22 protein-coding genes and 1 pseudogene are annotated in these 23625 nt (G+C 32.2%); 19 read left to right on the top strand and 4 right to left on the bottom strand.

Features of this window, described 5'->3' with window-relative positions; genetic code table 11:
• Positions 1-17 precede the first annotated feature (17 nt).
• Both EM808_RS11410 and EM808_RS11405 read right to left on the bottom strand, forming a co-directional pair.
• Positions 18-1697 (bottom strand): methyl-accepting chemotaxis protein, encoded by a 1680-nt coding sequence (locus EM808_RS11410; RefSeq protein ID WP_127738330.1) that lies wholly within the window; start codon positions 1695-1697, stop codon positions 18-20.
• 537 nt (positions 1698-2234) lie between these two features.
• A complete protein-coding gene (locus tag EM808_RS11405; protein ID WP_127738329.1) occupies positions 2235-3011 on the bottom strand; it encodes an SGNH/GDSL hydrolase family protein in 777 nt (258 codons plus the stop codon).
• Between the two features lie 241 nt (positions 3012-3252).
• On the opposite strand from EM808_RS11405, the gene EM808_RS11400 reads away from it, so the two are divergent.
• The 16 genes and pseudogenes from EM808_RS11400 to EM808_RS11320 all read left to right on the top strand — a co-directional run bounded on the left by EM808_RS11400 (position 3253) and on the right by EM808_RS11320 (position 19696).
• The gene (locus tag EM808_RS11400; protein ID WP_127738328.1) at positions 3253-3984 is read left to right on the top strand and encodes a YveK family protein; all 732 of its coding nucleotides are present in this window, start codon (positions 3253-3255) and stop codon (positions 3982-3984) included.
• Complete coding sequence (locus tag EM808_RS11395) at positions 3985-4689, top strand: CpsD/CapB family tyrosine-protein kinase (protein WP_127738327.1); 705 nt, start codon at positions 3985-3987, stop codon at positions 4687-4689.
• Positions 4690-4765: 76 nt separating this feature from the next.
• On the top strand, positions 4766-5530 hold the full coding sequence (locus EM808_RS11390) for a tyrosine-protein phosphatase (protein ID WP_127738326.1): 765 nt from the start codon (positions 4766-4768) through the stop codon (positions 5528-5530).
• A gap of 61 nt (positions 5531-5591) precedes the next feature.
• Positions 5592-6257: a sugar transferase gene (locus EM808_RS11385; RefSeq protein ID WP_235856600.1), complete on the top strand. Its 666-nt coding sequence runs from the start codon at positions 5592-5594 to the stop codon at positions 6255-6257.
• A 29-nt stretch (positions 6258-6286) separates the two neighbouring features.
• Positions 6287-7291, top strand: coding sequence for a glycosyltransferase family 2 protein (locus tag EM808_RS11380; protein ID WP_127738324.1), 1005 nt, complete (start codon positions 6287-6289; stop codon positions 7289-7291).
• Between the two features lie 43 nt (positions 7292-7334).
• Positions 7335-8423 (top strand): EpsG family protein, encoded by a 1089-nt coding sequence (locus EM808_RS11375; protein WP_127738323.1) that lies wholly within the window; start codon positions 7335-7337, stop codon positions 8421-8423.
• 17 nt (positions 8424-8440) lie between these two features.
• Positions 8441-9388: a glycosyltransferase family 2 protein gene (locus EM808_RS11370; protein ID WP_164849634.1), complete on the top strand. Its 948-nt coding sequence runs from the start codon at positions 8441-8443 to the stop codon at positions 9386-9388.
• A 43-nt stretch (positions 9389-9431) separates the two neighbouring features.
• Positions 9432-10550, top strand: coding sequence for a glycosyltransferase family 4 protein (locus EM808_RS11365; RefSeq protein WP_127738321.1), 1119 nt, complete (start codon positions 9432-9434; stop codon positions 10548-10550).
• Positions 10551-10571: 21 nt separating this feature from the next.
• Positions 10572-11054 carry an acyltransferase gene (locus tag EM808_RS11360; protein ID WP_205685845.1) on the top strand — a complete coding sequence of 161 codons (483 nt, stop codon included), beginning with the start codon at positions 10572-10574 and terminating at the stop codon, positions 11052-11054.
• A 38-nt stretch (positions 11055-11092) separates the two neighbouring features.
• A complete protein-coding gene (locus tag EM808_RS11355; RefSeq protein WP_127738320.1) occupies positions 11093-12358 on the top strand; it encodes a glycoside hydrolase family protein in 1266 nt (421 codons plus the stop codon).
• Between the two features lie 37 nt (positions 12359-12395).
• Positions 12396-13442: a polysaccharide pyruvyl transferase family protein gene (locus tag EM808_RS11350; protein ID WP_127738319.1), complete on the top strand. Its 1047-nt coding sequence runs from the start codon at positions 12396-12398 to the stop codon at positions 13440-13442.
• Entirely contained in the window at positions 13439-14761 is a 1323-nt protein-coding gene (locus tag EM808_RS11345; RefSeq protein ID WP_127738318.1) for a lipopolysaccharide biosynthesis protein, read from the top strand. Before EM808_RS11350 ends, EM808_RS11345 begins: the two co-directional genes overlap by 4 nt.
• A gap of 354 nt (positions 14762-15115) precedes the next feature.
• Positions 15116-16654 carry an IS21 family transposase gene (gene istA, locus EM808_RS11340; RefSeq protein ID WP_127738317.1) on the top strand — a complete coding sequence of 513 codons (1539 nt, stop codon included), beginning with the start codon at positions 15116-15118 and terminating at the stop codon, positions 16652-16654.
• Positions 16647-17399 (top strand): IS21-like element helper ATPase IstB, encoded by a 753-nt coding sequence (gene istB / locus EM808_RS11335; RefSeq protein WP_127738365.1) that lies wholly within the window; start codon positions 16647-16649, stop codon positions 17397-17399. Before istA ends, istB begins: the two co-directional genes overlap by 8 nt.
• Positions 17400-17476: 77 nt before the next feature.
• Positions 17477-18313 (top strand): annotated as a pseudogene (locus EM808_RS29515) (transposase); the annotation flags it as partial.
• Positions 18314-18508: 195 nt separating this feature from the next.
• Positions 18509-19696 carry a nucleotidyltransferase domain-containing protein gene (locus EM808_RS11320; protein WP_127738314.1) on the top strand — a complete coding sequence of 396 codons (1188 nt, stop codon included), beginning with the start codon at positions 18509-18511 and terminating at the stop codon, positions 19694-19696.
• A gap of 46 nt (positions 19697-19742) precedes the next feature.
• Here the strand turns inward: EM808_RS11320 and EM808_RS11315 are convergent, their stop codons facing one another.
• Entirely contained in the window at positions 19743-20678 is a 936-nt protein-coding gene (locus EM808_RS11315) for a phosphoenolpyruvate carboxykinase (ATP) (RefSeq protein ID WP_127738313.1), read from the bottom strand.
• Between the two features lie 74 nt (positions 20679-20752).
• Positions 20753-20944, bottom strand: a complete 192-nt coding sequence (locus EM808_RS11310) for a hypothetical protein (protein WP_127738312.1) — start codon at positions 20942-20944, stop codon at positions 20753-20755.
• 332 nt (positions 20945-21276) lie between these two features.
• On the opposite strand from EM808_RS11310, the gene EM808_RS11305 reads away from it, so the two are divergent.
• The 3 genes from EM808_RS11305 to EM808_RS11295 are packed head-to-tail and all read left to right on the top strand — an operon-like array spanning position 21277 to position 23613.
• The gene (locus EM808_RS11305; RefSeq protein ID WP_127738311.1) at positions 21277-22773 is read left to right on the top strand and encodes a BglG family transcription antiterminator; all 1497 of its coding nucleotides are present in this window, start codon (positions 21277-21279) and stop codon (positions 22771-22773) included.
• A gap of 30 nt (positions 22774-22803) precedes the next feature.
• Complete coding sequence (locus EM808_RS11300) at positions 22804-23280, top strand: PTS sugar transporter subunit IIA (RefSeq protein WP_127738310.1); 477 nt, start codon at positions 22804-22806, stop codon at positions 23278-23280.
• Between the two features lie 15 nt (positions 23281-23295).
• Positions 23296-23613 (top strand): PTS fructose transporter subunit IIB, encoded by a 318-nt coding sequence (locus EM808_RS11295; RefSeq protein WP_127738309.1) that lies wholly within the window; start codon positions 23296-23298, stop codon positions 23611-23613.
• The last annotated feature ends 12 nt before the right edge of the window (positions 23614-23625 follow it).

The following is a 23625-nucleotide window of genomic DNA, read 5'->3' as shown; positions in this document are numbered from 1 at the left end:
TTCCTATTTTGAGTGTATTACAGTTTAAATTTGTCCATCGTATCATTGAGCTCTTTTGACATCTCATTAAGCTCATTAATCAATCTGCCGACTTGTTCATTAGTTGTAGTTTGGCTTTCAGAAGCAGAAGCGACAGCATTAACATGGTCCACATTTTCACTTGCGATTGCAGCTAATTCTTCAGAAGAGGCTGTTATTTCCTCAACACTTGCAGATAGCTCTTCAGAAGTAGTGGATATTTCTTGAATTTGAGCAACAATATTTTCAATGGAAGCAAGAATGTTTTTAAAGGCTAGTCCAGCATTATTAGCAGAGAACAAGCTGCTTTCCATTTCACTTTTACTTTTAAGAGTCGAAGTGACCGCAGTTTCTGTATCATGTTTAACTGCTTGAATCAAATCAGCAATTTCCTTTGCAGATTCCTTCGAGTTCTCCGCCAGCTTTCTAACCTCTGTCGCAACAACAGCAAACCCTTTACCGTGCTCACCAGCTCTTGCTGCTTCAATTGTCGCATTAAGAGCAAGCAGGTTGGTTTGCTCAGCAATATTAGTGATAACCTCCGAAATCGCGCCAATTCTGTTCGTTCTTTCTCCCAGGTTTTCCATAACAGATACTGTTTCAGTGACAGTTGTGTTAAGACCTTTTAACTCATCCAAAGTATTTTGGATAACTTTATTGCCTTCATTAGCAGCGTCATTCACACGTATAGAATAATCAGCGACAGATAACGATGAGCTTGCAATAAGTTCAATGCCTTTTGCCCCTTCAGCCATCGTAGCTGCCATATCATTAGCAGTATCCTTTTGAAGTAAAGAACCAGTTGTTACTTGTTCAAATGATTCTAAAATTCCCCTTGATTGTGCCTCTAAATCCTGTCTTGCTGTGAGCAATTGACTCGAAGTATCTAATAATCTACCTTCTGTCGTTTTAATGCGGTCAATCATGCCAACTAAGCTTGCGACCATTGTATTAACAGCAATGGCCAGCTGCTGGAACTCATCTCTGCTATTGAAATGAAGTGGTTCACCAGATAAATCATTATCACTGATTTGTGTAAGCCTTCCTTCAATTACTTTAATTGGTTTAACAACCGTATAGATTAACCAAGCTGCTACAGCAAGCGCTATAACAGCCGTCAAGACCGCCATAACCATAAATACATTCTTCTGGGCATGATTCTCAGAAATGATGTTATCACCAGTATTCGTTAGTTGCTGATCTACTGAATTCTTAATCTTGTCCCAAGCATCCATTGCATCTGACGACCAAACTTGGCAATATTGTTCCATTAACGGAATTGCCGCATCGAAACCGCCCTCTTCATATGCAGGAATTACTTGGTCGGTAATAAGATTATTCCATTTTTCCGTTTTAGCCACAGCATCTGCATAATCCGCATTATCTCCTATTAAATTTTCCATTTCCTCCATTAAAACAGCAGATTCTTTTGCATTCTCAGCAAACTGAGCTTTATAGTTTTCATCACCATATAACACATAACCACGAGCCATAATGACACGTTGCGATAAATTTTCCTCAAGGGTATTTGCTAAAGAAACAAGCTTATAATCTTTATCAATCAATTTGGTCATCTGATCATCGGCACGATCATTCCCCCAGTAACCGACTACCGCAAACCCTATAATAAACAATAATATTGCACCAAACCCAATAAACACTTTTCTTCTAATTCCCATTTTTGCCCCTCACGATACTTTTATTTGTATTTTTTGATTTTAAGAATTTTTAAACTGAGATATATCGTATAAAAAACGTCCTAATCGATAACGCTTCAAAGGACATTAAAGAAAGGTTATTCTTATGATTAAAGTCCTGTTTACCACCTCTTTTATTTCTTGAATAGATTAAGAAAATAATATAATAATGACTAAATACCCAAGTATTTCAGACTACAAACCTAAATGTAAGGTTTTTATAAAAAAATTTATTAATGAATTACATTTTATGTGGGAGTATAACGAGAAAGTGAGGATAAAGTTATATTTGTGTAACATAGCAGCGCTCAGAAAAAAATAGTGATATGTTTATATAAACATCATTTAAATAGTTGTATATATAATAGAAGAAACTAGGAAGCGTTTACATAAAATAGAAGAAAAACTGAGAATAAATTTACAAAAATTCTATTTACGAAAGGTTTTTATGATGTTATTATAAAACAAAACGTGCGTTATATAGAACAAAAAAGTCGATAATAGCGAGCTTTAAGCTCGCTATTTAGAAATAAGATACTCAGAGAGATAATCGCTCCAAAGCTTAAATCCAGAGTCATTAGGTCGTGCATCAGCATTCAAATAATCGTTTACTGTAATATCATTACCTGCTGGCCAAACTTCCCAATGATTTAAATATGTAAGGTTTTGATCAGCTGCATATTCTTGCAATGCAGCGACTTGCATAGGATATAGATTTGCATCATATATTTGATTTGGCGGTTGCAAAATAAATGTAACATCAGGCAGAGCCGCAGTTGTTTTTTCTATAATGGAGGAAATATTTGATATAGTGTCAGGGATTGCTACGATATTATTATCATTTAAAAGAAACGGTTCAAAAATAACCATATCAGGTTTTAAATCAACTAGCTTTTCACTTTCATGATTAAGTACATAATCAGTAGTTGTGTTTTCATAAACAATACTTTCTAGCTCTACATGTTTTTCATATTTTTTAAAAAGAGCTTCTTTTAACTTATCATTCAAACCTAAAGTATCACTGCCGATTGAATTAGAGCCAAGCAACACAATTTTGAATGTTTTATGGCTATTTAATTTGTTTTTTAATTGTTCCCTAGCTTTCTCTGGCCATTTAGCAGCAAGCTCCAAATAAAAATCCGTGTCTATTTCAGGCTCATGGTCTGTATTATTTACTGAATTGGTGACAGCTGGAGTAGAAGCTTGTTCAGGACTTTTGGAATTCCAATGAATATTACCAAATACAAGAACAGCTGCAAGTATTAAAGCAAGAAAGGTGACTATTAAAGTTTTCATTATAACCTCCAAACAAAATTAGGATATTTTAATTATGTAAAAAAGAAAATGAAAGGGAAATCCCTGTATTTTTAGGGAAAAATTTCCCAAGTTTAAATTAATACTATTAAAATAACAAAATCCTTGATAAAGTAAAAGAGCAAATGTAAGCAATCTACTAAAAGTATGTCAAGAATCGACAAATTTAGCAATTAATTATGGTATAATAATTCATGTTTTTATATTTTTATAGGAGGAAGCTATGGAAGAAACTATTAGTATTAAAGAATTATTTCAGACGTTAAGAAAAAGAATACTTTTAATAATAAGTGTAACTTTAATTGCAATGATTGTAAGTGGAGTTATTAGCTACTTTGTATTAACGCCTGAATACAAATCGTCAACGCAAATTCTTGTTAATCAATCTAAAGAAGATCAATCTGTTTATAATTATAATGAAGTTCAAACGAATGTTCAGTTAATTAGTACTTATAGTGTGATATTAAAAAGTGCAGCTATTCTTAATGAAGTAAAAAAAGAACTTAACTTAGATATAAGTGTTTCGGAGTTGAACAATAATATCTCAGTGGAAAGTACACAAAACTCTCAAATTATGACTGTTTCTGTTATTGATACAGATCCAGTTAATGCATTAAAGATTGCTAATATGGTTGCAGAAGTTTTTGAGAAGGAAATAAAAGAGATAATGAATGTAGACAATGTAACAATTTTACCACTAGCAAATGATCAAGAAAACAAGTCGCCTATAAGTCCAAATCCACCGTTAAATATAGCTATTGCTGCTGTAATTGGCCTGTTTCTCGGAGTGGCTATAGCATTATTGCTTGAATACTTAGACAATACTGTGAAAACCGAACAGGATATTGAAAAATTGCTTGGAATACCTGTACTTGGTGCTATAACAACAATTGATGAAAATTTTGATGCTAAAACAAGAGAAAAAAATAATGGAAGAATGAGAGGTGCTAGTTAATTGGCAACAAGTTCAAGTGGAAAGAAAAGACTGTTAGATAGTAAAAGAAAACTAGTGGCAAAATTTGACCCCAAGTCACCTATCTCAGAGCAATATCGTACTATTCGTACAAATATTTTATACTCTAGTGTGGATGAAGAAATCCGGTCTATAATGATTACTTCTTCAGGACCAGGTGAAGGGAAATCAACTACAACTGCAAATCTTGCTATTGTTTTTGCCCAGCAAGGGAAAACAGTTTTATTAGTAGATGCTGACTTGAGGAAACCAACTGTTCATTATACTTTTAAATTAACAAATACAACGGGCCTAACATCAATATTAACAAACCAAACAGAATTAATGGAAGCTGTCAATAAAACAGATGAGAGTAATTTGTTTGTATTACCAAGTGGTCCAATCCCACCAAATCCGTCTGAATTGCTAGGTTCTAAATCAATGCAATATTTTATGGAACGAGCTTTAGAGGAATTTGATTTAATTATTTTTGATACCCCACCTGTACTTGCCGTTACTGATGCACAAATATTAGGGAATTTATGCCAGGGTAGTGTTTTAGTAGTTAGTAGTGGTAAAACAGAAAAGGAAAATTTACTAAAAACAAAAGAACTTTTAACAGCTACTAACGGGCGTCTTTTGGGAGTCGTCTTAAATAATAAGAAGATAGATAAAAAAGGTAGTTATTATTATTATGGAACAAGTTAAAATATTTCGAGTTTTATTGTAATATTTATACTATTATATGAGCTAAAGAAATTAGAGGGGAAAAGGGTGTACAGTTATGATTGATATTCATTGTCATATTTTGCCGGGTGTAGATGATGGTCCAGTAACTACGGAAGAAAGTTTATTAATGGCAAGGGAAGCAGTAAAGGAAGGAATAAAGACCATAATTGCTACACCTCATCACCGAAATAATAAATACGAAAATAAGAAAGTTGATATACTAAAAAATGTAGACAAACTTAATAGGTTATTAAGGAAAGAAAATATTCCACTTGAAATTCTTCCAGGGCAGGAAAATCGAATTTTTGGGGAGATCCTAGAAGATTACCAAAAAGGAGAAATCCTAACACTTACCAATTCCAATTTTTTGTTTATCGAATTTCCAACAGCAAGTGTACCAAGATATGCTGAAAGATTACTATATGATATTCAAACTGAGGGTTTAACTCCAATTATTGTTCATCCAGAAAGAAATAAAGAGTTACTTGAAAATCCATCTATTTTATACAATTTAGTTAATAATGGAGCTCTTACTCAAGTAACAGCTGCCAGTGTAGTCGGATATTTTGGGAAATCTATAAAAAAATTTGCTTATCAATTAATAGAACATAATCTTACTCATTTTGTAGCATCTGATGCACATAACACTATTAATCGTACATTTAAACTAAATGAAGCTTTCGATATAATAGAGAAAGACTTTGGGACCGACTATGTTTATTTATTTGCGGAAAATTCCGAAAATGTGATTACTAATAATATAATTATTAAAGAAATTCCTTATCAAATTAAAAGAAAAAAGTTTTTGGGAGTCTTTTGATAAACTCTTTAAATCCTAAATAATAAGAAAGCGGTGTAATAGAATGTCATCATCTCCAAAAATGAATGAGTCGGTTTATAATATTGAAAGGTTAAAACCATTAGAGGTTAGTAATAATTACCTAGTAACAAAAAGGATATTTGATGTCTGCGCTTCAATAGCTGGATTAATAATTACAGCTCCGCTTTTTTTGCTAATTACCATTTTATATATGTTCGGTGATCAAAAAGGACCTGTTTTCTTTAAACAAAAGAGAGTTGGAAAAGATGGTGTGGAATTTTACATTTATAAATTCCGATCAATGGTTGTAAATGCAGAAGAAAAGTTAATTGCAAATAAAGCATTGTATGAAAAGTATATAGAAAATAGTTACAAACTTGAGCCTGATGAAGATCCTAGAATTACATCAATTGGAAGATTCCTAAGAAAAACTAGCCTTGATGAATTACCCCAATTAATAAATATATTAATTGGAAATATGAGTTTGGTTGGCCCAAGACCTGTAATAAGCGAAGAATTAAATGAATACGGTGATAAAAAAGACTTGTTTTTATCCGTAAAACCTGGAGTTACTGGCTTTTGGCAGGTTAGTGGAAGAAGTAATATAGGTTACCCGGAAAGAGTAAATCTAGAATTACATTATGTATATAATAAATCTTTATTCTTTGATCTTAAGATAGTATTCCTAAGTTTTTATTCAGTAGCCCTAAAGAAGGGTGCGTATTAATAATAAATAAATGATTCAGGGGTTGAATTATGACAGGTATAAGTGTAATAATTCCAATTTATAATGTAGAAAATTATTTGGAAGATTGTTTAAATTCTTTAATAACAAGCAGTAAGTTAGTAGATGAAAATAAATTTGAAGTTATATTAGTAAATGACGGTTCAACAGATGGTTCGGGTATTTTAGCAGGAAAATTTGCAGAGCAAACTCCTAACTTTCATTATTATGAAAAAAGCAATGGGGGCTTGGGTGATGCTAGAAATTATGGCTTAACAAAGGCTAGATTTGAATACATAGCATTTATTGATAGTGATGATAAAATTTCTGAGGACTTTTTAGAAGTTGCACTAGATGAGGTAGAAAAGGATCCAGATTTAGTGATATTTGACTGGTTTGATTACTATTCAGATGAAAGCACCACTATAATTAAAGGAATAGAAAAAGATAGTGAAATTTGGACTGTTCAACCAGCAGCATGGAATAAAATCTACCATAAAAGATTGTTTGAAAATACACAATTTCCTATAAGAAAATTATATGAGGACGTTGGAGTAACGTATAAAGTAATCAGTCAAATAAAGAATTACAAATACATAAATAAACCCTTATATTATTATCGAAGAAATCGGGAAGGCTCAATTTTAAATACTGTTAATAATAAGATTAATGATATTTATGATGTTTTAGATAATATTAAAGATTATTATAAAAAAACAGATTCATTAAATAATAAAAATTATGATGGTCTTTGTTATCAATATCTAAAATTACTGATGTGGTCTAACATGTATAGACAAATTAAATATTACCGATTTAATATTTTTGGTTTTTACAGAAAAATGAAGAGCACCAGAAACGAAATATATAATTTGTTTCCTGATTGGAAAGAAAATTTATTTATAAAAAATAACGAGAGTTATTTTTTGGATAGGTTTGGAGAGAAATATATTGAAAGATTAGATGGTTTAGGTAAAAATTTAATTAGTACGCTTAATATTTATTTTATATTAGTTTTTAAAAAAATTAGAAATTGATTAATTTTTATTTTAATTAATTTGGAGCAAAGAGGAAAATATAATGCTTTTTTATATTGTATTATTTTTATTTTTATTAATAATTGGAATTTATACAGATAAAGAAATTATTAGTATAAATGATAAAACAATAATTAGTCAAAAATTTTATGCAAAAATAATGTGTTTTATCTTATTAATTATTGCTTGTATTAGATATAACATAGGTACAGATTATGATTTATATCAAGGGATTTATGAGAGTGGTATCGAGAAACAGTTAGAACTTGGCTGGTTATATTTCTCTATTAGTAACTTACTTAGAAATATTGGTTTAGATTACCAGTTCTTATTATTTCTTAATTCAGCAATATTTATGATTGCAGTTTATTTTCTAATTCAAAAGTATTCACCTTATAAATATATATCAATATTAATTCTATTAGGATCATACACATATTTTTCTAGTTTAAATACATTTAGGCAGTTTAGCTCAATATCATTAATCATTTTGGCATTAATTTTGTTTTACAAATATAAGAAGATTATTTTTGCTTTTTTGATTATTTTATTGGCCATTGGATTGCACAAGAGTGCTATTGTATTCTTACCCCTATTTATTTTTAAAGTAATTAAAATAAGACTGACTGTATATCAAATATTATTATGGGTATGCTTATGCTCATTTTTCTTGTTATCAGAAGAATTGAAATCGCTGATTTTTAATCAAGTTCTTAATATGAATGCATTCTTTGGAGAAAAATATACTGGATCAGTTTTTATAGCAGATAACAATAGAAGTTTAGTAAATCAAATCTTCTATTTATTTTACTGGATTGTAACTTTTACATTTGTGCAACAAAAAAAGAATAGAGGTGAGAAATTAGACTGGATAGAATCATGTTTCTTATTATATTTTATATTAAATAGCTTTCTGCCATACTCAACTCTTGTAATACGCCTTAATTATCTCTTCTCACTTTTGTCAGTAATTATTTTTCCGCGATTTATTTTACTACAAAATAAGAGCGGTACAAGAAACATAATAAAGATTATAATTATTATTATTTTCTTCATCAGAATGATTTCCGTATTAATGAACAACGGTGATGGTGTTGTTCCTTACGAAACCATTTTTAATAACTTTGAATGATAAGGAAGGTCTCCATTATGAAACCATTAGTCTCAATTATCATACCAGTGTATAATGTACAAGATTACTTGGTGAGATGTTTAGATTCTGTAGTTAATCAAACTTATAATAATATTGAGATACTTATTATAAATGATGGGTCAACAGACAATTCGAAAGAAATTATACAAGACTACAAAGAAAAATATAGTAATATAATTTTTTATGATCAAATAAATGCTGGGCAAGCAAGTGCAAGAAATAAAGGTATTAAAGAATGTTCGGGAGAGTACATTTTGTTCGTAGATAGCGATGACTGGATTGAGTTAAATTGTGTTGAAGAATGTGTTCAAGCATTAATCTCATCTTACTCTGATTTGGTGATATTTGATATTAATACTATTAAATCAAATACTATAATTAAACAAGTTACAGGTACAAATATCTTTGATAGTGAATCAGTTCCTTGGAATAAAATGTATAAAAAGGAGCTTTGGGAAGGGTATCAATTTCCTGAAGGCGTTTGGTATGAAGATTTAGGTGTTGTTCCTGTTATAGTGGGATTAACTTCTAAGAAAGTAAAACTCAATAAATCACTTTACAATTATAATTTTACAAGAAATGGGTCACAATCCCACCAGATAAATAATGATAAGAATATGGATATTTTAAAAATGCTACAAATTGTAGATGTGTTTTTAAAAGGTAATGTAAATGAAAATGAACTGGAGTTTTTGTTTATAAAACATATTGTAAAGAATCTAATCATTAGAAAGTTATTAGTTTCTAATAACATTAACAATGAAAATATACTAGAAGCTATTGAATTCATTCAAACTAGATTTCCAAGATGGGAGAACAATTCTTATTATAATAGAAGAAGAGGTATTACTTCGTATGTGGAAAAATTCACATGGAAGTTGGTGAAATATAAACGATTTAAGGCAGCAGGAGCATTTTGGAAAATCGCAACTAACTTTAACTAACATAGTTCTGCGTGAATATATTAAATAATAAGGGTATGAGAAAATGAAAAAAAAAACAATTGTTTTTATTTGTGAGGCTTTAGGTGGAGGAGTAAGAAAACATCTATTAGATTTGTTAGAAAACTTAGATCAATCTAAATTCAATATAACGGTAATTCATGGAACTAAAAGAATGGATACAGTGTTTACAAACAGAATAATAAACATGGATAATATTAAATTTTATCCAATTGAGTCAATGGAAAGAGAAATTAATCCTATTAAGGACTTGGTATCCTTCATAAGAGTTTTTAACCTTCTAAAATTGATTAAACCAGATATAGTACATTGCCATAGTACTAAGGCGGGAGTACTTGGTAGATTTACAGCTAAGATGTTAAAAGTAAAATGTATAGTATATACACCTCATGGATATATAGTACAGAATCCTAATATTAACAAAGTTAAAGATTTGATATTTACAAATATCGAGCGAGTACTTGCGAGAGGCTTTACAAGCCGTATTATACACGTTTCAAAAGGCGAAGAGGAGTTCTCTATTTCAAAAAATATTTGTAAAAGAAAAAAATCGAAAGTTATATACAATGGCATTTCAATAATACAAGAGGATGAGAAATACACAGCGGAAAAGATATTTAAAATTGTTAGTATTGCAAGATTGGATTATCAAAAAAATCCAATGGAATCTATAAAAATTATCGAGGAGCTTATTAATGAATTTCCGAATATACGTTACACGTATATTGGGGATGGGGAATATTACAATGAAGTAGTTAATTACGTGAACAATAATAAACTATCTGATGTAATAAAGTTACCTGGGTTTTCAGATTCTCCTTCAATGTTTTTAAGGGATGCTGATCTCTTCTTATCAAGCTCGTTGTATGAGGGCTTACCATATTCACTTATAGAAGCAATGGCTTTTAAGCTGCCAATAGTTTGTTCAAAAGTAACAGGTCATACTGAATTAGTAGTGGATGATTTTAATGGGAATCTATATGAATTACATAATTTAGACGTTGCCATTAGAAAAATCAGAGATATAATCAATAATCCAGAAAAGCAAAAAAAAATGTCAACTAACTCATATTGTCATTATACTAACAACTTTACTATAAATAAAATGATTAAGGAACATGAAGAGTTATATTTAGAAGTTTAAGGAAGGGGGTTATGAGCTGATTTGTTACTTATAAGGATTGTTAAAAATATAGGAATGACTATTTTGTATTATCTTCTAAATTGCGTAAGAATTAGTCTAATAAAAAGAGGTTCAAAAACAAGGATTTATCATAATGTATATGTTAAAGAACCAAAAAATATAGAAATAGGGTATAACACATTTATCAATAATGGGTGTTTTTTGTGGGCAGCTCCCAAAGGTAACATAATTATAGGTAATAATGTACTTTTTGGACCCTCAGTGAAATTAGTTGCGTCTAATCATGGTACATCAAGAGAGAATTTGATTATGGAAAATGAATGGTTTGATGGTGACATTATTATCGAAGATGATGTTTGGTTAGGTGCAAATGTAGTGGTTCTAAAAGGTGTTAAAATTGGAAAAGGGTCAGTTATTGCTGCTGGATCAATTGTAAATAAGGATATAGATCCATACACGATTGTAGGAGGTATACCAGCAAAAAAAATAAAGGATCGTGTTTAGTTATTATCAAAAAATTATTCTGAAAAAGTGTGTGAAATATGTACAAATATAAATATATACCAATAATTTATATATTAATCATTTTATTATTTTTACAAAGTAACACAAGAATAACTGAGCAAAAGTTTGCTGGTCAAACATCCACGACTATCCCAAATAATATTGGTATTCAAACTCATATGATTAATAGTCCAGTAAATGTAAATCTTATAAAAGACAATGGATTTAAAATAGTAAGAGAGGATATCAGATGGGCTAATGTCGAAAAGTTAAAAAATAATTATGATTATACTATATACGATAGCTTTAATCAAAATTTAGTTAAAAATAACATTAGACCTTATTATACGTTGGGTTTTAGTAATCCATTGTATGAGGAGAATAATTCTATATTAACTGAAGAGGGAAGAAAAGCCTTTGTTAAATTCGTGGAAAAAACAGTCAAAAGATATAGTAATCAAAATGCAATATGGGAGATTTGGAATGAGCCTAACATTGAGAGCTTTTGGAGTCCCAATTTTACTAGTATAGATGGTTATTTAAAACTAGTAGAGGAGACAGCTACTGTTATAAAAAAATATGATAAAAGTGGAATAATTGTTGCTCCAGCTTTATCTGGAATTAGTTCTCATTCATTATTATGGCTAGAAGAAAGCTTTAATAAAGGTATATTAACGTATATAGATGCAATATCCGTTCATCCATATAGATCGGAAAATCCAGAGACAGTTATAGAAGATTATAAAAAATTAAGAAAGTTAATATCGATTTACTCTGACAAACATATTCCGATCATTTCAGGAGAATGGGGTTATTCAACTGCATTAGCTTGGTATGGGAGTAAATTAACTGAAAAGCAACAAGCTGAATATCTAGTAAGAATGTTATTAGTGAATTTGTATAGTAATGTTGAAATTAGTATCTTATATGATTGGAAAAATGGTGGAGATAATCCTGACGAGGGAGAACAGAATTTTGGAATAAGAAAATATAATGAAAATACCACAAAAGAATCAGCAGTGGCATTATATAATTTTAGTAAAACTTTAAATGGATATTATTTTTCTAAGCGGGTTAATACTAATAAAAATTCTGATTATATCTTAGAGTTTAAAAATAATAAAGATGATAGTATTTATGTTTATTGGACTGAAAGTGAATCTCACCATTATAATTGGCCCTTTTTAGAAAATTTAAGCTGGTTTTATACAAATATTAATGGTCAAAGTAATAAATATTGGGAGAAAGGGAATTCTGAGTTATGGTTTTCTAGTAGTCCTGCTTATATAAAGATTGAGAAGTAGTAGATAACCTATAAGAATTTGTAATGGTGTGTATAAGATGAAAATTTTAGTAGACGCATTTATAGAAAAAAACTTTGGAGATGATTTGTTTCTTAAAATAGTATTTGAAAGGTATTCGGAAACTATTGAATGGTATGTAATCACTGACTCTGAAGAAAAATTAGATGCTTTTAAAGCTTATAAGAATGTTTATTTATATAATAGGAAAAAGCATAACATTTGGAATTTTGATGGTGTTCTAAATATTGGTGGTTCTATCTTTATGCAAAATGGTAAAAGGTGGATTAGGCAATTAGTATCAAGATTGAGATATGCTTTACCAATGAAATTGAAAGGTAAACCAGTGTATATATTGGGTTGTAATTATGGCCCTTCAAATAGTAACTTAATGTATAAAACTAACAAACTATATATAAAGCATTTTGTTAAGGATATATGTTTTAGAGACAAAGAAAGTTATGGATTATTTAAAACAATTAAACAAGCAAGGGTAGCGTCTGATATAGTATATAGTCTAAAATGTAATCATCAAAATATCAATGAAGATAAAAAAATAGGGATTAGCATAATGAATTTTGATGATCAACAAGTTAATAAAGATTTAGTAAATAAGTTAGTTGATATTTCAAATCATTATATTTCAAAGGGCTATTCTATAGATTACCTAGCATTTTGTGAGAATCAAAACGATGTAGAAACTTATAGAGCAATTGAACAGAAAATAAGTGACACATCTAAAAAAAATATAAACCTTAACATTTATCAAGGGAACATTGATAATTACTTAAACTCTATGCAAAACCTACAATATATCATAACTCTTAGGTTTCATTCTCTTATATTAGCTCAAGTATTAGGGAAGAACTATTACCCAATTGTTTATAGTAAAAAAACTACAAACATTTTAATTGATCAAGAGTATAAAGGTCAATTTACTAAAGTAGAGGATATAGCTCAATTAAAACTAAGTGATGTGGTAGCAAAATTAGAAAAAAACAAAATTCCCATTAAACAAAGTATTGTTGATCAAGCTAATTCGCATTTTGAAAAGTTAGATGAATATATAGGGGAATTTTCCTCATGAAGAAGAAGTTAGTTATTTACTTTTTCGGGAATATTGGAACTAAGTTAATTTCACTTATTATGGTTCCTTTATATACATCTTACATAAGTCCATCTGATTTTGGTTATTTTGACTATTGGCTGACAATAATAAACCTATTAATAATTGTTATTAGTTTACAACTATATGAGGGAACATATACAAATTTATTGAAGATAAAAAATGGTAACGAAGATAATAAGGAAGTGCTTCAAAATAAAGAAGTTTCCAGTATCATGAGTATTATGATATTGCAAATATTCCTAGCATTAATTATTATAGGGATTTGTTTTATACTTGAATTTAAATTCGCTTGTCTATCATTGGTAATAGTAATACTAAATATAATCTTCAGTACGCTTAATAATGGAATAGCCAGAGGTTATGAAGAAAATAAGCTAATGGCTATTAGCGGCTTTATATCTGCTTTATTTATTTTGACCAGTACTTTAATCCTGGTTAAATATCCAGAGCTGTTAGGTATAGAAAAAGTGATTGGATTATTTTTAGGGCAAATAATAGGTTTAAGTATTGCGATAATTTTTTTGTTAATAATCCTATTTAAAAAGAAAATAATTAATAAAGATTCGTTTAGAATAAATTTTTCTTTAAATAATGTTCATTATAAAAAACTACTGATTTTCTCACTTCCTCTTGTACCTAATACAATTAGCTGGTGGATTATGAACGTTTCTGATAGATTTTTAATTATTGAGTTTCTATCGAGTGCTCACAACGGAATTTATGCAATTGCAAACAAGTTGCCTGCTCTTATATTTATGGTGAATGCCATTTATAATCTAGCTTGGCAAGATGAGGCAATAAAAACAGCAAAGAATGAAGCTGCAAATATAGTTTATAAAAAACAATTAATGATATATGTATATTTACAGTACTCATTCTTAATTCTATTTACTATATTTCTACCTTTATTTTCACCACTTATAATTAAAAATGATTTTTCTGAGGCAAATATATATATTCCCTTGTTAACTTTAGCTGCTGTTTTTTCAGGTATAAGTAGCTTTTATGGTACATTTTACTTTTCTACTGGGAAAACTAAAGGGGCATTTTATACCTCCCTTTGGGGAGCATTGCTAAATATAATATTAAATGTTTCTTTAATAAAATATTTGGGTTTATTTGCGCCTGTGATTGGTACTATAGCGGCATTTCTATTAATGCTGATTTTGAGAGGCATTTCGTTTCAGCGTATACTATCTGTAAGATTTCCATATAAAACAATAATAATTTTAACTAGTCTATTTTTGGCGGTATATTATTTAATATATTTGTGGTGATTTCAAAATTTAAATGTAAAATTTTTTTCTAAATATAAATATGGAATAATTGCACCTCCCTGGATAAAGTGGAGGTGTTTTTCATGAATTAGAATTAAAATAGTATTTGCCCTCCCTCCAATAAGGACACAAAATCCACCCCAAAATTGTAATTGTGACAGAAAAAATGGAGAAGTCCAGTGATGCCAACGAACGCAAACAGTGGCGTGAAGAACGAAAAACACCGAAACAACTCCTAAGACAAGTGTAACCGCTAAAATAAAGTGAACAGTTTTTGCTCACTTCCAATGAACACTTTTCGCCTAATAAATTCATTCCTGTAAACTGGGTTTATCAGTTTGTAGGAGGAGCAAAATGGAGGAAAAGTTAATGATATATTTAGAGATTCACCAATTAACTAAACAAAGATTAAGAGTTTCTCAAATTGCTAAAAGATTAAAGATTTCCCGAACTACTGTGTATAAATATTTGGAAATGACTTTTGAAGAAGCTGTAAATGAATTTGATATTGGTGAACGAAAAAAGATATTGGATCCCTATCGGGATTGGATTGTCAATTGGCTGAAGGAATATCCCTCCCTCAGTGGAGCTCAGATTTTTGATTGGCTACAGGAAAGGTTTCCAAATATTAAAGTCGGAGAAAGCACAGTGCGACGCTATGTAAATGAAGTAAGAGAACTGTATCAAATTGAAAAGAAAGAAGAATCACGTGAATATGAGTCTGTCGATGAACTACCACCAGGAAAACAGCTGCAGGTTGATTGGGGACAAGCTGTCCAAAAGGATATATATGGTAAGGAAATACGCCTCTATTTCATTGCGTTCGTACTAGCACATTCCCGGAATAAATATATGTGGTGGCTCAACAGACCCTTCACTACCGAGGACACTATGCGCTGTCATGAACTAGCTTTTCAATATTATGGTGGTGTCCCTGAAGAAGTTGTATATGATCAGGACAATTTGATTGCGGTAAGTGAGAATGCAGGAGACCTAATCTTGACTAAAGGATTCCAAAAATATATTCAGCAAAGAAAGTTTCGAGTGTATCTATGTAGAAAGGCTGACCCTGAATCTAAAGGGAAAGTCGAGAATGTCGTAAAATACATAAAGAACAACTTTGCCAAGAACCGAGTGTATTCTACACTGGAAGATTGGAACAACCGTAGCCTAAAATGGCTTGAAAGAACCGGAAACTTCAAGGTGCATAATACAACTAAAAAGAGACCTTGCGAAGTGTTTCTCCTGGAAAAGCAACACTTGCGAAAGATCTCTAATCCGCTTTCTTACGAAAGCAACTATACTGAAATTATAACAAGGAATGTCCGTAAGGACAATACGGTGCACTTCAAATCGAATCGATATTCTGTACCTGTGGGTACATATACTAGACAAGCAATAGTCCATTTACACATCGCTGACTATGTACTGAAGATTTGTGACCCTTCCACAGGAGAAATTATTGCGGAGCATTCTATCTCTCAAGATAAAGGGAGACTAGTCAAGAATAGGAACCATTCTCGTGAGCGGTCCAAGTCGCTCGACTTATTAAGACAAGAACTGATCGCCCTTCTTGCCCATGATAACGCGACAAACTACATAGATAAAGTCAGCAAAGACTATGGACGTTATCGACGAGACCAATTCACACTGATTAAAAAAGTGGCTCAAGAAAACAAGGAATGGGTCCACTTAGCGCTTGAGAAGTGTATAAATGAAGGTCTGTACAGCGCCAATAGCTTTCGTGATGTCGTGGGATTTCTCAAGCAAACATCACTTGATCAGCAACATAGAATCATAGAGGAGAGCGACAAAATCCCAGTAGATATAGATGTTCAGACTAGAGGAATGGATCAATACCTCCAATTGATGGGAGGAAAATATGGTGAGTAAAAGTGTCATGGAAATCCAGCAATCTTTTCGACAGTTAAGGATGGTGGAAACTGCAGATGGTCTCACTGATCTCCTTCGCAAGGCGGAACAGAAATCTTGGACCTATCTCGAGTTATTAGAAGAATTAACCACGTTTGAACTTAAAAAGCGAGAAGAGAAAAGTATTGAAAAGCGATTGAACTGGGCACGATTCCCTTACCATAGACCGATTCATATGTTCCGAGTCGAGGAACAAGACGCAATTACTGAAAGGCAATTAAAGCAGCTACGTGAATATGAGTGGCTTGAACAAAACTATAATCTCATACTACTTGGACCGCCAGGTGCAGGCAAGACGCTACTTTCCGTGGGACTTGGTATTGAAGCAATCAATAAGGGATTTCAAGTATATTTCATAACAATGGGTGAGTTGATTCAGTTACTTAAGACAGAGGAGTACGTAAATAAATCTAAGATCCAGTTGAAGCGCTTGCGCGCTTCTGATCTGGTTATAATTGATGACATCATGTATATGGCAATGGATCAACGAGAAGCTACCCTTTTCTTTCAATTAGTCCACCAACTATACGAGCAAAGTTCTTTAATTTTGACATCCAATAGAAGTCCTGAAGAGTGGACAGAGATTGTCGGAAATCAAGGAATGATGACCGCAATATTGGATCGATTATTGCATCGTGTCGAGGTTATTCATATGAATAATGAAAGTCATCGACTGAAGAATCAACAAAGGATTTTTAAAGATTAAAAAGTGTTCAGCGCTAATGAGCAAAAAGTGTTCAAATGGGGTTGACGGTTACAACAAGTGAAGGAATGGATAGAGCGAAAAAAAAATATCAGAAGGACTTTGAAATATTTGGTACTCGTAATAGCTACTCGAAAACAGACCAAGATGCGACCTTCATGCGTATGAAAGATGATTATATGAAAAACGGTCAATAAAAGCTTGGTTATAATCTTCAAGTAGCGTCCGAAGGTCAATATATGCTTGCGTACGGCATTTTTTCTAATCCAACGGATACTAAAACACTAACTTCATTTCTTAATCAAATAGAAGATCATTTCTTTACATTACCGGAATATATTGTCGCAGATGCCGGTTAGCGCAGTGAACAGAACTATGAAGACATAATAACGAAGTGCCGACGTACTCCACTGAAACATATGGTCATTATGTAAGGGAAGAGAAGAAAAAATATAAAACGGACCAATTTAAAACAAGAAATTGGTTGTACGATGAAAAAAGGGACACCTATACTTGTACCAATCAACAAGCAGTAACATTCAAGTACACGTCTACTCGAACAGATTCCACAGGATTTATACGTACCTTCAAGATTTATGAATGCGAGGACTGTACGAATTGTCCATTTCGGATGTCTTGTACAAAGGGAAAAAAAGCACTAACCGTCAATTGAGGGTCAATGAAAAATGGAACAGCAAAAAGAGCATGTAAGAGCGAAGCTTTCAGAAGAAAAAGCTGATTCTATCTATCGTCAACGAAAAGTGGATGCGGAACCTATTTTTGGATTTTTGAAAACTAATTTAGGTATCATACGATTTTCTGTTCGTGGAAAATCGAAAGTAGAAAATGACATCGGTCTAGCATTAATGGCTGTAAAGGGTTGCCCGAGTTCACTTTTTTCATTTATAAGAAACTAGTTATGTCCCAGCCTCATTTATTTAAATTATTATAATAAAGTTATTGATAAAAAGAGCTAAATAATGTACTATTGTTCTTGATAGAGAACATTAATAATAGATATAAAAAAAAATTAAAAACTTTTTAAAAATGTTAATATATTATCTTATGAATTCTAATTTTTACTCAAAGCGAAGGGGTTGAAGAAAAAGCAGATGGTGAATGTAAAATATAAAAACAATAATTTTTCCTATCAATTAACAGAAGAATTGAAGTTACTACTAGCAATTATCCGGGATAATGCAACTAAAGAAAAATTAGAAAGATGGGAAAATAGAAATATTAACTGGAAGACATTTATACAACTAGCATTACACCATCGAGTATATCCATATGTGTATTGGAAGTTAAATATGATGAAATTGAATTGGATTCCAGATAGTGTGATTGATATCCTTAATAAAAGATACCAACAGAATGTATTCTTTATGTTGCAATTAACAGCAGAAATGGAGGCATTAGGAAAGCTATTAACAACCAACGATATACAAGCATTATTTTTAAAAGGACCTATTCTTGCGAGTGATCTATACGGTGATTTTTCTTTACGAACTTCTAAAGATTTAGATATCCTTATATCTTCTCATAATATAAAAGGTACAGATGAAATCTTGAGTGAATATGGATATATAAAAATTGAAGAGGATAGTATTTTAAATGAAGATAGGTGGAGAACTCATCATTCATTGTATATTCATCCAAAAACAAAATTTTCGATAGAAGTTCATTGGAGATTAAATGATAAGCCAGATAAAGAACCTGATTTTAATTTGTTATGGAAAAGAAGAAAAATAAGCACTATAATGGGTCAAACTATAAATATATTAGGAGAAGAAGATTTACTCCTATATCTAATATCTCATGGAGCAAGACATGGATGGTTCAGGTTAAGGTGGTTATTAGATATTGATAGGATAATACAAAAAGAGGTAAAGTGGGAAAGAATTAATCAAATAATAAAACAGTATTCAAATGAGCATTTAGTTGGCCAATCACTAATCTTAGCAAATAGGTTATTAGATACACCTATCAATAAAGAAATATCTTCTTTATTAATTGATAAATCTTATAAATTAGCAGATGTGGCAACTATTTTTATTCAAGGTAGTGATATTGATCAGCCCTTTCCAGAAGTGCTAAAGCCTCTTCTTCGAAGTTATACTTGGGATCTTCAAAAAAATTTAATACAAAGAATTAAGTATTTTTTTGTTCTGGCGTACCCATCATACAAGGATTTTCAGGTGTTAAGACTTCCTAAAAAAATGCACTTTTTATATTTCCCGCTTCGGCCATTTTTATTTGCAGGAAGAAAATTGAAAATATTGAAGGTAAATGAGAATTAAAAAAGGCAATATTGCCTTTTTTAATTTTCATTTATTATAGATAAAATTAGATAACAAGTACTTTATTATTATCATTGATTTCAAGAACAAAATCAACCAACTCCCCAACACTAAACCCCAACCCAGGCCTCCGCAGCTGATAAACATCCACATGATTAATCACCTTCACCGCAGATTGAAAATGCCATTCTCTCAAGTTCATATCGTCAATAAAATTATTGCGGTATGTATGGTTAAAGATGGTCTGCAGTCGATCGAGCTTTTGAATTGGCATTAGTGTTATATGGTCTTCCTTTGTTTTTACTAGTTCAAAGATTCCTGCTAGTGGGAGTGGTTTGTCGGAAAATTGGTTTGTGACTGGTACGGCGAATTTTGTTTTTCTGTTGATGAGTGGCTTGTAGTTTGATGAATCGTGTCCAAAGTGTGCTAGGCTTTCCTGCCACAGTTTCTGCTGTGGGTATGTCGGTATTACGGATGGTTTGCCTGACTCCTTGGAAAAGGTTAATGGAATGATGTCATCTGTTAACAGGTCATATCCTTCTTCGATAAAGGCAGAGGCTAGTGTTGATTTGCCTGCACCTGAGTGACCGACTATCGCGTATGCTTTGCCGTCAATAGCAATAGCACTGCCATGGAGAGGGAAGACCTTTCGCTGCATCAGTATGGCGCCCATACAAGATCCTAGTATATAAAGGCGCAGCTGTGATTCTTCTGTTCCTTCCATTGGTGATACGATTATTTTATTGCCGTTTTCTATGCTGTAGATGGCGATATGTGCTAAATGGAACATGATTTGCTGTTTGGATACGAAGAATCGGTTAGAAGGGGTTGAAACAGAATTCCATGCTTCTGTAAGGTTGCCGAATTCAATTTCAATATCAACAGTGTCTAAGGATGAGGGCATGCTTTTTAGTTCTGGTAATGCGATGCTGCTTTTTATAGTAAATCCAAATGCTTTATAATAATTTGCTGTTTCTTTCATGTTTATCAACCTCTCTTATTGAAAAATAACAGCCCTTCTTATAATAAAGAAAAGGGCTGATTTGCAGTTAAAAATTAGGAGTCTAAGATTGGATCGTTGTCAGTGTCATTGCAGTCGTCATCATCCCAATGCCACCAATCATGCCCGTTTCCATGACCTTTATCCTGTCCATGGCCAGTATTATGATGCCAATTGTCTTTCATATGACCAAAGATTGATCCTAAATCTAAATGCTCTAAAAATGGAATTTCCCACAGTTTTTTCATTTCTTTTCCCCTCCGACTAGAATGCTGAAAATACGTTATATTCTATTTAAAGAACAAAGTTATAAGGTTTTGCTTATTATAACTCTAAAATGTTCTTTATAAAGAACTTATCATTATTCTAGTAGATACAATAATAACTGTCAACTAATCTAACAAAATATTTGTATTTAATCAGATATCTTAAATGAAGCTCTTCATTAAAGATAAAGAACTAGTTTACTATATCGAACATCTCCCTCCAATAAGGACACAAAATCCACCCCAAAATTGTAATTGTGTATCCGCTTACACGTTGGTAAGATAAGAGCATAGAAACGAGGTGATGGAAATTCATGAATAAGCGTCAATGTGAAATCATTGATATTTTGCTTGGGGAAAGGAAGTTTGTGACGGCTTCTGAATTGGGAGTGAGGCTGTCTGTGTCGAGGAAAACGATTTATCGTGATATGCAGGATATTGCGGATAATTGCTCTGATTACAGGCTGACGAAAAAGGAGAATAATGGCTATTTGCTTGAGGAAGTGGATAGTGTTTCTCTTAGTGATCAGTTTGAGCATCCTGATGAGAGGCGGCTGGATTTGCTGTTGTTTCTTCTTTCCATCGCTCCTTGTAAGACCTCGATTCAGAAAATATCGGAGCGGTATTTTGTCAGCCAAAGCTCGATTTTGAATGACTTTAAGCATATTGAGAGGAAGCTGGCTCCTTATAATATCAAGCTGTCGCGCACGAACGAAGGAACCTTTATTAATGGTGATCAGTTCTCTCTTTACCGGCTGATGGCTGTTATTATTGAAAGCTATTTAACGCAAATAGGTGATCTCTTTTGTCAGTATGATATTCCTGATTCCATTAAGGACATCCAAGTGAGGAACAGCAAACTGGGTGAAATTAAGCGAATTCTCCATGAGTTTCAGGAGGAACAGGACTTGCTGTTGGATCAGCCCTATTATTTAACCTTATTTTGTTCGCTATTAGCTATTGTTGAAAAACAGACACACCAGCTTCAGCCGTTTCCGAATGAAGAAATGATTTATGAACTAATAGATACTAATTCTGCCATTTATCCGATGACTATCGCATTAGCCCGAAAGCTAGAAAAGCAGTATTCCTTCCAATTGAAGCAAAATGAAATGCTGAATCTCTACTATATTTTAAAAGCGTATAAGCTCAACTCCCGCTTCCTGCTTAATCAGCAAACAGAGGTTGTCTTGAACAGCCAGGTTATTACCTTGGCAGACCAGCTGATTTTAAGGGTTGCGAAAAATAGCGGCTACCGGTTTACAGAGGACAGGGACTTGCGGGAAAGATTGACGATGCATCTTCACTCCATGGTTTACCGACTTAATCATCAAATTTATATTATTAATCCAATTTTGAAATCCATTAAATCAAACTTCTCGAATATCTTTCAGCTTGTTAAATTTTCGGCTAATGAGCTAATGGAAGAAAGCATTTATGATAAGCATTTAACAGATGAAGAGATTGGCTATATTACTCTCTATTTTCAAATTTCCTATGATGACCGCTTTGCGAACCAGATTCCGATTCTAATTGAATGCACGAGTGGAGTTGGCACATCTCATTTGCTGAGTGAAAAAATCAGGAAAAACTTTCCGAATATTCACATTAATAAAATCATCGCTCAAGAGCGCATTAAGCAGTCTGATTATGATGATGTTGAGCTTGTCATCTCAACAGTCAAGCAGCATAGCATCAGCGACAAGCCGACCATTCTTGTCAGTCCAATATTAAATGAAGATGATAAGTACAAGATTGACCAGTTTATTAAGGATTACTATAAAAATCAGGTGATTATCTGTAATAGATGATGACAGTACTCAAGTAATAGGAGGATTAAGATGGATGTACAAATGGATGATCTAGATTTTACGAAGGTAGTGACAGAGGATTTAATCAGTCTCGACTTGAAGTCGACGACAAAGATTGGCGTCATTGCAGAATTAACCAATCTACTATTTGTAAACGGTTGCGTGACAGATGAAGCAGCTTTTATAGAGGATGTCCTTTACAGGGAAAGTGCTGGACCGACTGGCTTAGAAAAAGGCATTGCCATTCCTCATGGCAAATCGGATTCCGTCCAGAAAACATCGATTGCGATTGGCAGGACAAATAAGGAAATAGAGTGGGAGTCTCTTGATGGAGGACCAATCAATATTATTATTTTGTTTGCTGTCAAGAATAGCGACAAGACAACAACGCATATTAAGCTGCTTCAAAAGGTTGCTGTGCTCCTTGCTGATGAGGAGAAAATTGAAAAGTTTCAAACGCTGCAGACGAAAAGGGAGTTCATTGAAATCTTTGCTGAAAACAATTGATAGGAGGAATAGGTTATGAATATTGTTGGAATTTCTGCTTGTACATCTGGTATCGCTCATACGTATATCGCGAGGGAAAAGCTGATTAAGGCAGGGCAGGAGTTTGGCCATAAGGTCCGGATTGAGACACAAGGTACAATCGGAATCGAGAATGAGCTTACTGCAACAGAGATACAGGAGGCTGATCTTGTTATCATTGCCGCAGATATTAAGGTAAGTGGAAAGGAGAGGTTCAAAGGCAAACGAATTATCGAGGTGCCGACACATATTGCCATAAAAGCACCAAAGCAGTTATACAAAAAGATTGAAGCTGAATTAAACAAAAACCAGTGAAGGGGTCTTTTC

It is taken from the genome of Niallia taxi (assembly GCF_004005475.1).
Lineage (GTDB): Bacteria > Bacillota > Bacilli > Bacillales > Cytobacillaceae > Niallia > Niallia taxi.
This window is presented reverse-complemented; position numbering and strand designations above follow the sequence as displayed.

What these genes read in the sequence shown, in the direction of transcription:
- EM808_RS11410 (WP_127738330.1), bottom strand. Translation starts at nt 1,697, where the DNA reads ATGGGAATTAGAAGAAAAGTGTTTATTGGGTTTGGTGCAATATTATTG.
- EM808_RS11405 (WP_127738329.1), bottom strand. Translation starts at nt 3,011, where the DNA reads ATGAAAACTTTAATAGTCACCTTTCTTGCTTTAATACTTGCAGCTGTT.
- EM808_RS11400 (WP_127738328.1), top strand. Translation starts at nt 3,253, where the DNA reads ATGGAAGAAACTATTAGTATTAAAGAATTATTTCAGACGTTAAGAAAA.
- EM808_RS11390 (WP_127738326.1), top strand. Translation starts at nt 4,766, where the DNA reads ATGATTGATATTCATTGTCATATTTTGCCGGGTGTAGATGATGGTCCA.
- EM808_RS11385 (WP_235856600.1), top strand. Translation starts at nt 5,592, where the DNA reads ATGAATGAGTCGGTTTATAATATTGAAAGGTTAAAACCATTAGAGGTT.
- EM808_RS11380 (WP_127738324.1), top strand. Translation starts at nt 6,287, where the DNA reads ATGACAGGTATAAGTGTAATAATTCCAATTTATAATGTAGAAAATTAT.
- EM808_RS11375 (WP_127738323.1), top strand. Translation starts at nt 7,335, where the DNA reads ATGCTTTTTTATATTGTATTATTTTTATTTTTATTAATAATTGGAATT.
- EM808_RS11370 (WP_164849634.1), top strand. Translation starts at nt 8,441, where the DNA reads ATGAAACCATTAGTCTCAATTATCATACCAGTGTATAATGTACAAGAT.
- EM808_RS11365 (WP_127738321.1), top strand. Translation starts at nt 9,432, where the DNA reads ATGAAAAAAAAAACAATTGTTTTTATTTGTGAGGCTTTAGGTGGAGGA.
- EM808_RS11355 (WP_127738320.1), top strand. Translation starts at nt 11,093, where the DNA reads ATGTACAAATATAAATATATACCAATAATTTATATATTAATCATTTTA.
- EM808_RS11350 (WP_127738319.1), top strand. Translation starts at nt 12,396, where the DNA reads ATGAAAATTTTAGTAGACGCATTTATAGAAAAAAACTTTGGAGATGAT.
- EM808_RS11345 (WP_127738318.1), top strand. Translation starts at nt 13,439, where the DNA reads ATGAAGAAGAAGTTAGTTATTTACTTTTTCGGGAATATTGGAACTAAG.
- istA (WP_127738317.1), top strand. Translation starts at nt 15,116, where the DNA reads ATGGAGGAAAAGTTAATGATATATTTAGAGATTCACCAATTAACTAAA.
- EM808_RS11320 (WP_127738314.1), top strand. Translation starts at nt 18,509, where the DNA reads ATGGTGAATGTAAAATATAAAAACAATAATTTTTCCTATCAATTAACA.
- EM808_RS11315 (WP_127738313.1), bottom strand. Translation starts at nt 20,678, where the DNA reads ATGAAAGAAACAGCAAATTATTATAAAGCATTTGGATTTACTATAAAA.
- EM808_RS11310 (WP_127738312.1), bottom strand. Translation starts at nt 20,944, where the DNA reads ATGAAAAAACTGTGGGAAATTCCATTTTTAGAGCATTTAGATTTAGGA.
- EM808_RS11305 (WP_127738311.1), top strand. Translation starts at nt 21,277, where the DNA reads ATGAATAAGCGTCAATGTGAAATCATTGATATTTTGCTTGGGGAAAGG.
- EM808_RS11300 (WP_127738310.1), top strand. Translation starts at nt 22,804, where the DNA reads ATGGATGTACAAATGGATGATCTAGATTTTACGAAGGTAGTGACAGAG.
- EM808_RS11295 (WP_127738309.1), top strand. Translation starts at nt 23,296, where the DNA reads ATGAATATTGTTGGAATTTCTGCTTGTACATCTGGTATCGCTCATACG.